Below are 13852 nucleotides of genomic sequence, written 5' to 3'. Positions count from 1 at the left end.
GTCACATTAATACCATAAGCAACATCACTAGCGGCCAACTCAAACTCAACAGACTTAAGCTCGCCAGCAACAAGACTAACAGGAACAGACTTACCACCAACACTTACAACATAATCCCCACTAACACTAGCAACAACATTAACAACAACCTTATCAGGATAAGTAACATCAGAGCTAGACACATTAATAATAGGAACTGCCTTAGACACTTTAACACTAACAGTATCATTGTAAGTGGCAGTATAATTCTCATTACCCTCATAAGTCACATTAATGCCATAACCTGTCTCATTAGCAGCGAGATTAGAAACAGTAATATCTTTAGTTTCACCAGCCACAAGATTAACTGGAATTTCCTTATCGCCGATTTTCAAAACAAAAGAACCGTTGACATCGGATTTAACGTTAACCACAATATCATTAGGGTAAGTTACATCACTAGCAAATACCTCAATATTTGGAGTGGCTTTATTAATTGTTACGTTTACATTGGCGTTTGATCCAATGTAATTGTCTGTACCTGTGAATGTTATTTGGGCTGTGTAATTGTTTGCGGATAAACCTCTAATAGGTATCTTAATTGTACCGTTCAAGTCAGTTGTGTAGTTTTCAACACCATTCAAACTAACAGTTAGGTTAACACCCCTTACCGCATTTCCGTTGCCGTCTTTTAAAGTGGCAACAAGATAATCTTCACTATTGTAAACCGTGGTGATAGGTTGGCAAATGATATTAGTTGTTACTACTGTTATTGTTATTGTTCTGTTTACCGGAGCGCATCCTTCAAATTCTGTCTTATAAACAGCATTGTATGAACCCACCGGCAAATCAACAACCCATCCATCACCACTTAAACAGTGATATGTGCCGAATAAAGTATTGTTTTTATAAACTTCTATTGTGATGTTGGCATCGCTGACTGTTTCGCCGATGCTTGTTTTTAATTCGAATGTTAACTTTTCACCTGAATTATATGTTGATGTGAAATCATTAACGTTTAGTGTAGGTGAAAGGATATCTGTATTGTATGTTGTATCTGAACTTGTTTTGAAAATACAGGTGTCGGCAGTGCATTTACAATGATAACACATAATAGCTCCACCATTCTCACCAGCGGAATTATTCTCAAAACTACATCCAGAAACACCACTTTCTTCACTGTAAACCCAGTAGATGGCACCACCATTACTGTCAGCAGAATTATTCACAAAATCACAATCAAAAACACTGCCGTAACTGCCTCCCCATGCGATAGCCGCACCATCATCGCCAGCTAAATTATTCGCAAAACTACAACCAGAAACAGTGCCTTCCACACCATCTTCATAGGCAATGGCACCACCATCAGCACCGGCGAAGTTATGTGTAAAACTACATCCGGAAAAATTGCCATTATCACCTAACCATGAGATGGCACCGCCATCAATATCAGCTGAATTATTCACAAAACTACAGCCAGAAACGCTTCCATAATCACTATAAATCAAGAAGATGGCACCACCATTACTGTCAGCAGAATTATTCTCAAAACTACAGTCGGAAAAACTTCCATTATCACCCCACCAGGCGATAGCACCTCCTTCATCGCCAGCGGAATTATGCACAAAAGTACAACCAGAAACACTACTCCACACACTACCTTCACAGGCGATGGCTCCTCCATCAACACCTGCGGAATTATTCACGAAACTACAACCGGAAATATTGGCATGATCACTATAAAACAAGTATATGGCACCACAATCACCATCAGCAGAATTATTCACAAAATTACAATCGGAAACACGGCATCCACTACTGCTATTCCAGTAAATGGCACTACCGTTGCCTGCGGTGTGGGCATTTGTAAATGTTATGTTTTTAACTGTCACATTTTCTGCCTGAACCAGGAAAATTCTTGCTTGATTTTGGGCATCGATCATATGTCCTTGTCCATCAATAATAATGTTGGATTTGGAAATGACTATTCCATCGGCATATCCTATTCCTTCATACCTGTAATCGTTTTCCAGTTTTACTGTGGAACCTTCGGCTGTGTTGTTGATTTTATTGAATAATGCCTCAAATGTCCCATCATCTTCTGTGCCTATTATCTCCTCATTATCCGTTTGTGTCAGCGGAGTGTCCTCAGGACTTGTCTTCAGGTTATCAGTTTCCATATCGCTGCTTACGGATAATTCCATTTCTCCTATATCTTCACTAGCCATCGCTGTATCATTTACCTCGCTTGCACTTACGCTTGCTATCGCAAAGAGGAAAATGATTAGACAAATGATTGGTAAACTCTTTTTGAATTTCATTTAGTATTCATCCCCAGTTAATATTAACTGTATATACTATATTTGAATCTGTATATATTAGTTTTGATAATAGGTAAAAAGAGTGAATATTTTATAGAATATAAAAAAAGAGATTGAGTAACTGGCTCGAAGCCAAGTTACTTCATTTTGATTTTAACTTTTTTAATTGCTTTGGCGTAGTATTTGTTTCCATAGAACTTAACAGTTGCCAGGTATTTGCCTTTTTTGTTTCTTTGTACTTTAAAGGTTGCTTTTCCTTTTTTGTTTGTTTTTGCTATGTTTTTCTTCTTGTTCTTTTTGGATTTTGCTGTTTTCTTTTTGGCGTTTTTCTTTATTTTTTTGACAATGAGTCTTACTTTTGCCTTTTTGATTGGTTTTCCCTTGTTGTCCTTTAGTGTTATTTTGAACTTTTTGGTTTTTGCTTTTGCTTTGTAGGTTTTCTTTTTGGCAATTATTTTTGGTTTGGCCTTTTTGACAGTCACTTTGACATCAGCAGATGACTTGGCGTAATTGGAGTTTCCTTCAAATGTAACTTTTGCAGTATAGGTTTTAGGAACCAATTTAGCCACATTAATTTTAATTTGACCGTTCTTGTCGGTAGTGTATGTTTTGGTGCCTTTCAAGTTAACAGATACTTTAACACCACTCAAGGGCTTGCCTTGACTGTCATTTAAAGTAATCACCAAGTTTTTATTGACTTTATAGGTTGTTTTGACCTCTTTTGCTGTAAGTTGTGTTTTAAGTTTATTGACGGTTATTGTGGCATTTTTAGTTACATTATTATGATTTGAATCTGTGATTGTTGTAACCCTCAATATATAAGTGCCTACATTCAAACCTGAAACGGTGATTGTATCATTTTCAACAGTGACAATAGCATTTGGGTGATTAATAACTTCGGCAACAACCCCCAAGGCATTAGTGGAAACCACTGTAGTTGAACCATTAGCATTATAATCAAACGTTATGTCGCCGATTGTTAATGTTGAATTTGCCTTGATGATGTCCAGTTCAATTGACTGGCCAGCAACACCCAATGCTGCAGTTACCCTGCCGATTCCTGTATTGGTTGCAGTGAATTTTATGGATTCCCCCAATAGGGCAACTTCCTTATCAAGAGTGCCGTTTATTGCAGCAATTGTCAAATTGACAGGTTTTAAAAGGGAGTTATCATATGAGAATGCTGAAATATTGGTTTTGTTGTAAGCGTATAACTTAAAGACTATGCTGGATGAACCTGAAACTGGAATGCAAACAGGATCGGCTGTGGCATTTAGGAATAGCCAGACATTGGAAGTTGAAGATGGAACCCCACTATCATAATCTTCAGCAGTATTTCCAAACCAGTTGTAATCGGTTGTCAGGTCCTCATTGTAAGCGAAAGTGATTGCATCAATTATGAATATGTTGTTTAAAAAGATGTTGTCTGTGATTTCAATCTGGCCGTGTGAGTCGCTATCCGTTCCGACCACTCCATCGCCTGCAATATTATCCATGAAAAGGCAGCTGATAACGCTTCCGTTTCCAAATGACAGTTGGATGGCGGAAAATGAGTCAACGGCTGTGTTGTTGATGAATGTGCAGCGGTGGACAATGCTGTTTCCCCCCCAGAAATAGACAGCTCCGCCAAACTTGGCGGTGTTGTTCAAGAAGGTGCAGTCGAAAAGGGAACCTCCCTCCTTGAAATATATGGCCCCTCCAAAATTGCTGGAGGATTTGGCGTTTTTGAATGTGATATTTTTGAATGTGACTTTTTCGCTTTCGACTGTGAAGATTTTAGCATTTCCTTTTGCATCTATTACTACACCATTACCATTGATTGTAACTGGTCTATCTACCACAATACCGTCTGTAAAAGCAGAATCAACAGTTGAATTAAAAGTATAACTCTTATCTAAAGTAATAGTATCATCTGGATTGCCGTTTATTGTTTTGTTCAAGTCCCAGAATGTTGTTCCATCAGTGATTATCAGTGTTTCTTTTGCGGTTGCATTAGCAAAGGTATCATTACCAAGATATTTTATAACAAGCGTGTGATTTCCAAATTCCAATTTTTCAGTTATTGTTATAACCGAATTATCAAAACTAAATTGAATATCATTGCCATTTTCAAGCACTTTTAAGTCATTTGCTGCGATATTTAATATCACACCATTATTAGCTACAGTAATAGGGATGCATACAGTTTCATCATAACAGAATATGGCATTTTCAGCTGTGATATCAGTGGCAAATTTTAATGCAACTATTTTAGATGAAACCGGTCCGTCAGCATAACTAACATTCACATTTGCAGAAACGAATTTGAGGTCATCCAATAAGAACCTAACTGTATTGTTTTCAATATTGAATGCATCAATTAGTCTGGAATCCGTATTGCCGTTTTCATCAACATGTGTTAAATTTAAAGTTAATTTAGATGCATCAACTATATAATCCCTAACGCCATCTGAAACAACAAGTGGAATTTCTACAAACTCTCCATCAAATATAACAGTGGAAGGAGCATCTATTATCATATCTCCAAATATCGATAAAATTATGCTTGTATTTGAATTTTTGTATAAATCATTTCCCAAATAATTTATAATTAAACTATGGTTGCCAACGGATAATTTATCAGTGATGTTTATAATTGAATTGTTATAATTGAAATTAAGTGATTTATTATTTTCAGCGACTGTGATATTTCTCGCTTCAATGTCTATGTTTTGGCTTTCATTATCCTTAACGGCTACGGGTATTTCTATAGGGTCATCTTTACTTATTTCAACGTCTTGTGAGGTGACAGTCGTATTTATTTTTTGGTCTATTAAATTTCCTTCACCATTCCCATTATCCTCTGAAATGGCCGTATTGTCTACATCGCTTGCACTTACGCTTGCCATCACAAACAGACAAATGACCAGACAAATTATCAGTAAACTCTTTTTGAACTTCATCCAATATTCCTCCCCGGTTAATATAAACTGATATATATTTTATCTAGATAGGTATATATTATTTTTGAATCAACTGGAAACACTGAATATTTTTGCAAAAATTTAAAAAAAGAGATGAATAACTGGTTTTAACTTTTTTAAATTATTACAAGGTTTTTCATTTACATCATCATTTTTAACAAATTCATCAAATATTCCTAATTGATTGATGCCAGAATCATGCGCATTTTCAAGAAAATATTTATAATCATGCCTACAAACTATCAGTAACTGCTTATAACTAAAAAGAGGTGAAAATAATGGCTGAAAAAAATATGATAATCGCAATGGTTCTTTCAGTCTTGCTTTCAGGACTGGGCCTTATCTATGTTGGAGACATTGCAAAAGGAGCAATATTGGTTGCCATTGGAATAATATTCAACATATTATATTATCTGGTGCATCCAATATTGGGGATGGTTGCTTTCATCGCATGGATTTATGGACTGTATGCAACCTACAAAGAAGTCAAAGCCGTCAACGGCGAATAAATTTAGAGTGTTTAATTAGTTAAACACTTATTACTCTTTTTTAAGTATTGCTGTAAAAAACATTGAATACTTATTTAACTATAACAACCAAAAATATATTTGAGGTTAAAAAAATGGAAAGCTATGACATTATCATCATTGGAGCCGGACCAGGCGGTTTAACAGCAGGCATCTATGCAGGTCGCCAAGGAACAAAAAATCTAATCATAGACCGGGACCTTGCAGGAGGAATCGGCCGCGAAGTGCCTGCAATGGAAAATTATCCTGGTTTTGAAAGTATTTCAGGCCTTGAACTGATTGAAAAAATCAAAGCACAGGCAATAAAAAACTGTGAACTTCATGAAATGGAAGAAGTGACCGAAATCATAAAAACAGATGAGGAATACCGTTTTACCGTCAAAACAACAAAAGACAGTTATAAATCAAAAAGCATTATTTTGGCAACCGGAAGTTCACACAGGCCACTCAACGCAAAAGGTGAAGAAGACTTTAAAGGAAAAGGAGTGAGCTACTGCGCAACCTGTGACGGATTCTTCTTTGCCGGACGAGACATCATCATAGTGGGCGGTGGAAACAGCGCCCTTCAGGAAGCGCTATATCTAAAAAACCTTGGAGCGAATGTCACTGTAGTTCACAGAAGAGAGGAATTCAAAGCACAAAAACACCTGCAAAATCAAATCAAACAGGCTGAAATCCCAACAATCCTCAATGCAACCGTTGAAGAGATCAAAGGTGAAATGTTAGTGGAATCAGTTATTTTAAAAGATACACAGACTGGAGAACTGAGCGAAATTCCGGTTAACGGAGTCTTTATCAGTGTCGGATATATTCCCCACACCGAACTTGCAGAACAGCTGAACGTAAACCTGGATGAGTCAGGACACATAATCATAGATAAACATCAAAAAACAAATGTGGAATATGTTTATGCAGTTGGTGATGTTTGTATTGGCTTAAAACAGTGGGTTGTGGCTTGTGGAGAAGGTGCCGTTGCAGCAACTTCCGCCTTTGAAGATTTACAAAATCAGTAGCGTTCTTTCAAGTACATATAAATAAAGAATGCTATCACTAACACTACAATAACAGGCAATAACCACATGAATATTTTAAGCAATAATACCGCTGCAAATATGGCGATTATAATAAATATTAAATCTTGAATTTCCATGTAACAATAATTTATAAAATGTAATATATAAAGTTAAGTGAATCATATGAAAAAATTAAAAAGAAATGTAATAATCCTAATTATAAGCCTGTTAATACTGGTCGGAATCGGCCTTTATTTGAATTCAATTACTGAAACCGCTGAATTTGAAGAATTCACCGTTGAGGTTCCATTCGGCAGTTCATTTTATACCATGACCCCCGAAGATAAAACTATTAAGGAAAAGTACCGATGCACCAATGAAGATCTGACAATAACCTCATTTGACAAGGGATACATTGAAGACACATATTATAATAACACTGGAGAACATTTTGACTATGCAAAGGGACTGATGGCCAATCTCACTGCAGACAATGACAATACAAGCACCATAAGCAAAAACTTGACACGGATTATTCAAACATCCGATGGAGATACCGACGTTGCCTGCATATACCATGATGACAATCACGTCATCATCATTGAAGGAGGGGATGTGGAACTCATAACCAACATCGCCGAATCAATAAAAATAATATAACTATAATATATGTATATACAATAAACTATAATAAATAAAAAAGCTAGAAATAATATTATTATATTTTCATGGAGTATAATATGACAATCATAGTAATTAATAACAAAGGACAATACAACCACAGAATCGCTAGAAGCCTTCAATACCTTCAAATTCCCTCTGAACTCGTTTCAAATGAGATGAGTATTGAAGAAATCGAAGCGAAAAATCCTATTGGTCTGATTTTAGGTGGAGGACCTTCCCTTGAAGGTGCAGGTTTAAGTGAGGAATACATCAAACACTTTGACATTCCGATTTTGGGAATCTGCCTTGGACATCAATTAATTGCTAAGGTTTATGGAGGGCAAGTCAGCACATCTGACACTGAAAGTTATGCTCAAGTGAAAATTAATATAAATGAAGATAAAGGATTATTTAAAGGTTTAGCTCCTGAAATGGACGTTTGGTCTTCACATAAGGATGAAGTGAAAACCATCCCTGATGACTTTGAAATCCTAGCCAGTTCCACTTTATGTGATGTCGAATCATTCAAACATAAAGACAAGGACGTATATGGAATTCAATTCCACCCAGAAGTGCATCACACTCCAAAAGGGGAAATAATATTTAAGAACTTTTATGAAATATGTCAAAAATAGGTGAGTAAAATGATCGATAATGCTGACGATTTAAGAGATAAAGCAAACGAATACAAAAATGGATTAAAAAGACAATACGTCAACATTCCAATTGGTGACGAAGAATACGGATTTAGAATTTCCGGTATTGGCGCCAAATCCGTCAAATTAGAAAAATTTGTCAAATTTGATGAAATCTTCGAAGCAATTGAATCAGGTAACGACAATGGTTTGGAAGCTATGATCAAACAAATCATCGAAGACTACGAAGAAGATGACGAGGAATAAAATGTTAAGTCCAAAAGAATTTATTGAAGATGCAGTTCAAAAAGTTAAAGAACAAATTGGAGATGAAAAAGCAATTATCGCATTATCCGGAGGAGTAGACAGTTCTGTATGTTCTGTTCTTGTTCAGCAAGCTATTGGCGATAATTTAACTGCAATTTTTGTTGATCATGGTCTTTTAAGAGAAGGAGAAGTTGAACAGGTGACCAATACTTTTAAAGACAGGTTAAATTTCAAATTTGTTGATGCTTCTGATGAATTTATGGACGCACTGGCAGGTGTTGATGACCCTGAAGAAAAAAGAAAAATTATCGGAAAAGTATTCATTGAAGTATTTGAAAGAGAAGCAATTAAATACGACGCAAAATACTTAGTTCAAGGAACTATTGCTCCTGATTGGATTGAAACCAAAGGTGAAATTAAATCTCACCACAACTTAGCTCTTCCAAGCGGAATGGTTTTAGAATTATGTGAACCAATTCGTGACTTATACAAAGACGAAGTAAGAGAAATTGGTGATGAATTAGGCTTGCCGGCGACTACCGTTTACAGACAACCCTTCCCAGGACCAGGTCTTGGAGTACGTGTTGTTGGAGCGCTTACAAGAGAAAACGTTGAAGTTTGCAGAAAAGCAAATAAAATCGTTTGTGATGAAATTGAAGCTGCAGGAATCGACAAAGATGTATGGCAATATTTCGCTGTTCTAACTGATACTAAAGTTACAGGAGTTAAAGGAGATCAAAGAGACTTCGGATATCTTGTTATAGTTAGAGTAGTCAATTCAATTGATGCAATGACTGCATCTGTTGCTGAACTTCCTTGGGATGTTGTTCAAACTATCTCAAAAAGAATTACTTCCGAAATTTCCGAAGTTACACATGTCGCTTTATCAATTAGTGATAAACCACCTGCAACCATCGAATTCTGTTAAATACTATTTTAATTAATAGTATTTTCTTTTACTTTTTTTAGAATATTATGAAAACCACAAAAAATGCATATTTAGCCAAATTAACAGAACAAATCCAGATGAAATCCGTTAATATTGGAAAGAATCTTGAAGGAACAACCCCACCATCAGTTTTTATTGGAAGATGGTCTTATCCTAAAGTTTATGCAGGGCCGATGATGAGTTCTCAAATGGGAGATACTCATATTATGGACTCCCCTGAAGACTGGATTGGTCAAAACAAAACCCAAGAGGATATTATTAAATATAGGATGGGATTAGTGAGAGGCAAACAATTAATAAAAATTGATGATTTGGAGAATCCTTTTGTTGAGAAACTTCAGGATATTTCGCTGGCATCTAAATCAATTGATAGTGAAGCTACATTTGGTAGGCGCCCTACTGGGTATACATTAACAGAAGACAGCACTCCTCATGGTCCAAGCGCCGTTATTGAGAAATTTGACATTGATGCGGTTAAATGGGATAGGCAACTTGAAAAAACATTTTATGATACTGATTTAAAAGCAACAGAAGCCGTTTTGAATCTGCATAATAAAGACGTTCCATTTACTGCGATGCAAAAAGCATTTTCTGTTGGTGCAATTGGAACAAAAAACAGAAGACGGCTTGTTCCAACACGATGGTCAATTACTGCCTGTGATTCAACACTGGCCGACGAATTCTTAAAAGAAGTTAGAAAATTTGACATTCTTGATACCTACAGGGTATTCGAATTTGGAGCACTCAATAATTATTACGTGATTATTTTAACTCCGACTGAATGGCAATACGAATGGTATGAAGCATTTATTAAATTAATACATAATGAAGAATTATTGTTTTCAGATTATGAAACAAATTCCGGTAAAAAAGAGTATTCCAGAGTGGGAGGATGCTATTACACAGCAAAAATGGTAGTACTTGATTACCTTTCAAATATTAAAAAACAATCCGGAGTGCTGATTTTAAGAGAAGCATATGGAGATTATATCCCATTAGGCGTTTTTAATGTGAGAGAAAATATCAAAGAAGCGATGATGAAACCTTATCTTGAATTTGAAACTTTACAAGATTGTTTGAAATATGCCGGAACCAAACTCCAATTGCCTATTAACAGATATGTAAAGAATGGAACCTTATTAAATGAAATGCTTCACACAAAACAAACCACCCTAGATATGTACTTTAAAAGTGAGAATAATGTTTAAATTTAAGACCCCTTCAAATGAAACCTTAAAAATAATGTCTGAAGTTGCAAAAGGCAACTCCGAAAAAGATTATGAAGAAAGTTGTATCAGCAAAATTAAAGATTTGACCGCCAAAGAACATGTTAAAATAACTTCAAGCGGGAACAATAGTATTTTTATTGCACTTTCAGCTGTTGAAGGAGACATCATAATTCCAGATCAAGGCGGATGGCATGGCTTTAAACAAATTGCCCGATTCTTAAATAAAAACATGATTACCTTGAAAACAGATTTAGGATTAATCAATGTAGACTATTTGGATGATTTGGAAATCCCCGAATCATCAGCACTGATATTTACAAGTTTTGCAGGTTATAGTGCCGAGCAAGATGTTAAATCAATTTGCAAATATTGTAAAGACAACAATATTCTAACAATTGAAGATGCATCAGCAGGAATTGGAGATAAGCAAAACAATTTAGGAAAAAATTCAGATATCATTCTCGCATCAACCGGTTCACCTAAAATAATTAATGTTGGAAGTGGAGGATTTATCTCAACTGATGATGAAGAAGTTTTCAAAAAAACTACCCTTCCTCAAAAATTGAGTAAAACATCACAAATAGTATGCAGTGGTATAGATAACGAACTCAATCAAGTTAAGAATAACCTTGAAGTATCATTAAATGCAACAAACTATGTAAAAAAACACATACCCTCTGCACTTCATGCAAGTAAACGGGGCCTCAATGTAATTATTCCCAATGAAAATGCGAAGTCAATATGTTGGGATTTAAAAAATTCATTAATTACAGATGAAAGTGGATTTATCACCACTTGCCCAAACTATAATCGAGTGAAACAAAAGGCAATTTGTGTAGAAATAAAAAATTTGGATTATGCGTGTCTTGAAAAGGAACATTTGGATAAAATAATTGATGAGGTTACATGTCGACTGTAAGTTTTGTGATCCTATCAATGATTATCTCTTCGATGGACATGTTTTGAAGTTCAAGGTCATTAATTCCATATATTTCAACCAGTTTATCATTATCCGGAACAAAAACATCATCATCCCTTGTGAAAATAGAGGTTAACTCCTGGGAGTAATCTTTTGAGTTTATTAAAATTGCGCATAAATTCATGTCACCCTCTTTTAAACCTAAAATTTTAAAGGCTTTTGAAATTTGGCGTTGAGCAGAACATCTTAAAGCAATTTCGACACTGAGGTCTTTAGCTAAATTTTCACCACGCTCAAATGCAAGGCATGCCTGATTAACACCATGGATTATATGATTTTTTGAAACGATTGAATCGGCATTTAGAAGTTGGATAATTTCCCCTTCATCTTTAATAGAGTTGATCTTGTCAAGCGTATCTCCAACAGAATCAATGGTTGCTCGAAAGCCCAAAATTTGAATATTATTCATGTGCATGTTAATCCCTTAATAACCTATTTACGCCTGCAATATATGCTTTTACACTGGCATTAATAATATCCGGTTCAGTACCCCGAGCTGAAACAACCTTATCTGCTTGCTGTAATTTAATAATTACATCAATGAAAGCATCGGTACCTCCGGTAATTGCATCTACGTGATATTCAATTAAATCAATGTCTTTAAATATGTCTAAAGATTTTAATGCGTTGATTGCTGCGTCAACAGGACCCACTCCAACACCTGCATTTAGAATTTCCTCATTATCAATTGTAATTTTAACAGATGCCGTTGGCATTACCTTATTTCCTGAAACAATTGTCACTTCATCAAGTTTAATTCTATCTTCATGATTAATTTGCAGGACATTGTCCGCAATTGCTTGCAAATCAACATCAGTGACTGTCTTTCCTTTATCGGCCAAATCTTTTATATCATTGCAAATTTGATTTAACTGATCTTTATTGACATTTAATCCCAATTCCTTCAATCTTGAATCAAGTCCATGAGTCCCCATATGTTTACCTAAAATAAACTTACGTTTACGCCCAACAAGTTCTGGAGTGATAGGTTCATAAGTAGCAGAATTTTTAATGATGCCATCAGAATGAATTCCTGATTCATGAGCAAAAGCATTTTCACCAACGATTGCCTTATTAGGTTGGATATATACCCCAGTAGTTCTTGCAACTAACTTAGAAATGTCATAAATTTCACTGATTTTAATGTTGGTTGAAAATTCAGGAAGCAATCTGTCAATACTAACGATACACTCTTCAAAAGAAGTGTTTCCAGCTCTTTCTCCAATACCGTTAATAGTAGTATGAATTACACTAGCCCCAGCTTTTATTGCAGATAACGTATTTGCAACCGCAAGTCCAAAATCATTATGGCAATGACAAGAAATTGGACAAGGCAGATCATTTAACCGGGAATACAATTCAAATGAAGAATCAGGAGTTAATATTCCCACTGTATCACAAACACAAAGCCTATCGACATCATGGTCAATTGCATTTGTAAAAACACTTTTTAAAAAATCAAAATCACTTCTGGAAGCATCCTCGGCTGATAATTCGACGATCAATCCATGGTCTTTGCAGTAATCGATTGCATCATTGGATAAGTCTATAAGCTTGTCACGTGTGGTATTCAGTTTGTCTGAAATATGCAAATCGGAAGTTGGGACTACAAGATTGACTGCATCAACATCACAGTCAATACAATAATCAATATCAATAGTTAATGGTCTTGAAAAACTTAAAATTTCCGCATTAAATCCTTGTTTAGTAATCTCTTTAATAGATTCTCTTTCACCTTCAGAAGTAATTGCTGAACCTGCTTCAATAAAATCAACACCAATTTCATCAAGCTTTGTTGCTATTCTTAATTTTTCTAAAGGAGTTAATGAAACACCTGGAGTTTGTTCTCCATCTCGCAATGTTGTATCTAATACTTTAATATTCATAAAAATCACTGAAAAAATTCAATACGGGTATTAAGCTATCAAAAAAAAACTGTCAAAAAAAGTATAATAATTGTAATAGAAAAGCTTGCAGCGAAATGAAATTCCCATAGAAAACCATAGTACACAAACAAAACACAAAAGGACTTCACTACTGGGATCGAAACGAGACCAGGTATAACCCCCATGCTATGACCGCAATACTTATCTATTACACATGAGTATGAAAAATAAATTATAATAAAGTGCAACTTTCACCCTTACTGTTAACACCTAACCAAATTGTTATCAAATTATGTATCACTTGAAATAAGTCAATACATAAGTTTACTAACAATTAAAATAATGCAAGCGAACAATTGGAAGCAGCGGACTCAACAACTCGGAAAAAAAACCTCGAAGCTTACATCCCTACCCCATCAAACAAGTCTTCTACTCGCGTCC

At 35.4% G+C, this 13852-nt stretch carries 13 protein-coding genes and 2 rRNA genes; 8 read left to right on the top strand and 7 right to left on the bottom strand.

What is annotated here, in order from left to right; translation table 11 throughout:
- Together IKS50_RS05650 and IKS50_RS05645 are read right to left on the bottom strand one after the other, a co-directional pair.
- On the bottom strand, positions 1–2300 hold a 2300-nt coding region (locus tag IKS50_RS05650; protein ID WP_366664927.1), incomplete at its 3' end, for a right-handed parallel beta-helix repeat-containing protein.
- Positions 2301–2437: 137 nt separating this feature from the next.
- A complete protein-coding gene (locus tag IKS50_RS05645; RefSeq protein ID WP_292846720.1) occupies positions 2438–5242 on the bottom strand; it encodes a hypothetical protein in 2805 nt (934 codons plus the stop codon).
- 299 nt (positions 5243–5541) lie between these two features.
- Here IKS50_RS05645 and IKS50_RS05640 point away from each other — a divergent pair, with 299 nt between their 5' ends.
- Positions 5542–5772 carry a hypothetical protein gene (locus tag IKS50_RS05640; RefSeq protein ID WP_292846717.1) on the top strand — a complete coding sequence of 77 codons (231 nt, stop codon included), beginning with the start codon at positions 5542–5544 and terminating at the stop codon, positions 5770–5772.
- Positions 5773–5867: 95 nt separating this feature from the next.
- Entirely contained in the window at positions 5868–6803 is a 936-nt protein-coding gene (locus IKS50_RS05635) for an FAD-dependent oxidoreductase (protein ID WP_366664928.1), read from the top strand.
- Here the strand turns inward: IKS50_RS05635 and IKS50_RS05630 are convergent.
- Entirely contained in the window at positions 6797–6940 is a 144-nt protein-coding gene (locus tag IKS50_RS05630) for a hypothetical protein (RefSeq protein ID WP_292846714.1), read from the bottom strand. The two genes, IKS50_RS05635 and IKS50_RS05630, sit on opposite strands and share 7 nt — an antisense overlap.
- A gap of 46 nt (positions 6941–6986) precedes the next feature.
- On the opposite strand from IKS50_RS05630, the gene IKS50_RS05625 reads away from it, so the two are divergent.
- From IKS50_RS05625 to IKS50_RS05600, 6 genes are all read left to right on the top strand, one after another.
- On the top strand, positions 6987–7463 hold the full coding sequence (locus IKS50_RS05625; RefSeq protein ID WP_292846711.1) for a hypothetical protein: 477 nt from the start codon (positions 6987–6989) through the stop codon (positions 7461–7463).
- Positions 7464–7543: 80 nt separating this feature from the next.
- Entirely contained in the window at positions 7544–8101 is a 558-nt protein-coding gene (locus IKS50_RS05620) for a GMP synthase subunit A (protein WP_292846708.1), read from the top strand.
- A 9-nt stretch (positions 8102–8110) separates the two neighbouring features.
- Entirely contained in the window at positions 8111–8368 is a 258-nt protein-coding gene (locus IKS50_RS05615) for a hypothetical protein (RefSeq protein ID WP_292846704.1), read from the top strand.
- A gap of 1 nt (position 8369) precedes the next feature.
- Entirely contained in the window at positions 8370–9296 is a 927-nt protein-coding gene (gene guaA, locus IKS50_RS05610; protein ID WP_292846701.1) for a glutamine-hydrolyzing GMP synthase, read from the top strand.
- A gap of 47 nt (positions 9297–9343) precedes the next feature.
- Complete coding sequence (locus tag IKS50_RS05605) at positions 9344–10525, top strand: hypothetical protein (RefSeq protein WP_292846698.1); 1182 nt, start codon at positions 9344–9346, stop codon at positions 10523–10525.
- On the top strand, positions 10518–11465 hold the full coding sequence (locus tag IKS50_RS05600) for a DegT/DnrJ/EryC1/StrS family aminotransferase (RefSeq protein WP_292846695.1): 948 nt from the start codon (positions 10518–10520) through the stop codon (positions 11463–11465). Before IKS50_RS05605 ends, IKS50_RS05600 begins: the two co-directional genes overlap by 8 nt.
- Here the strand turns inward: IKS50_RS05600 and cgi121 are convergent.
- The 4 genes from cgi121 to IKS50_RS05580 all read right to left on the bottom strand — a co-directional run.
- The gene (cgi121, locus tag IKS50_RS05595; RefSeq protein ID WP_292846692.1) at positions 11449–11940 is read right to left on the bottom strand and encodes a KEOPS complex subunit Cgi121; all 492 of its coding nucleotides are present in this window, start codon (positions 11938–11940) and stop codon (positions 11449–11451) included. The two genes, IKS50_RS05600 and cgi121, sit on opposite strands and share 17 nt — an antisense overlap.
- Position 11941: 1 nt before the next feature.
- On the bottom strand, positions 11942–13411 hold the full coding sequence (locus IKS50_RS05590) for a (R)-citramalate synthase (RefSeq protein ID WP_292846689.1): 1470 nt from the start codon (positions 13409–13411) through the stop codon (positions 11942–11944).
- 82 nt (positions 13412–13493) lie between these two features.
- Positions 13494–13611, bottom strand: a 5S ribosomal RNA gene (gene rrf, locus IKS50_RS05585).
- 136 nt (positions 13612–13747) lie between these two features.
- Positions 13748–13852 (bottom strand): 23S ribosomal RNA (locus tag IKS50_RS05580); the annotation flags it as partial.

Source organism: Methanobrevibacter sp., assembly GCF_017539065.1.
Lineage (GTDB): Archaea > Methanobacteriota > Methanobacteria > Methanobacteriales > Methanobacteriaceae > Methanocatella.
The sequence above is the reverse complement of the archived record's forward strand: the minus strand, read 5'-3'. Positions and strand labels throughout refer to the sequence as shown.

What these genes read in the sequence shown, in the direction of transcription:
- IKS50_RS05630 (WP_292846714.1), bottom strand. Translation starts at nt 6,940, where the DNA reads ATGGAAATTCAAGATTTAATATTTATTATAATCGCCATATTTGCAGCG.
- IKS50_RS05605 (WP_292846698.1), top strand. Translation starts at nt 9,344, where the DNA reads ATGAAAACCACAAAAAATGCATATTTAGCCAAATTAACAGAACAAATC.
- IKS50_RS05615 (WP_292846704.1), top strand. Translation starts at nt 8,111, where the DNA reads ATGATCGATAATGCTGACGATTTAAGAGATAAAGCAAACGAATACAAA.
- cgi121 (WP_292846692.1), bottom strand. Translation starts at nt 11,940, where the DNA reads ATGCACATGAATAATATTCAAATTTTGGGCTTTCGAGCAACCATTGAT.
- IKS50_RS05645 (WP_292846720.1), bottom strand. Translation starts at nt 5,242, where the DNA reads ATGAAGTTCAAAAAGAGTTTACTGATAATTTGTCTGGTCATTTGTCTG.
- IKS50_RS05620 (WP_292846708.1), top strand. Translation starts at nt 7,544, where the DNA reads ATGACAATCATAGTAATTAATAACAAAGGACAATACAACCACAGAATC.
- guaA (WP_292846701.1), top strand. Translation starts at nt 8,370, where the DNA reads ATGTTAAGTCCAAAAGAATTTATTGAAGATGCAGTTCAAAAAGTTAAA.
- IKS50_RS05640 (WP_292846717.1), top strand. Translation starts at nt 5,542, where the DNA reads ATGGCTGAAAAAAATATGATAATCGCAATGGTTCTTTCAGTCTTGCTT.
- IKS50_RS05590 (WP_292846689.1), bottom strand. Translation starts at nt 13,411, where the DNA reads ATGAATATTAAAGTATTAGATACAACATTGCGAGATGGAGAACAAACT.
- IKS50_RS05600 (WP_292846695.1), top strand. Translation starts at nt 10,518, where the DNA reads ATGTTTAAATTTAAGACCCCTTCAAATGAAACCTTAAAAATAATGTCT.
- IKS50_RS05625 (WP_292846711.1), top strand. Translation starts at nt 6,987, where the DNA reads ATGAAAAAATTAAAAAGAAATGTAATAATCCTAATTATAAGCCTGTTA.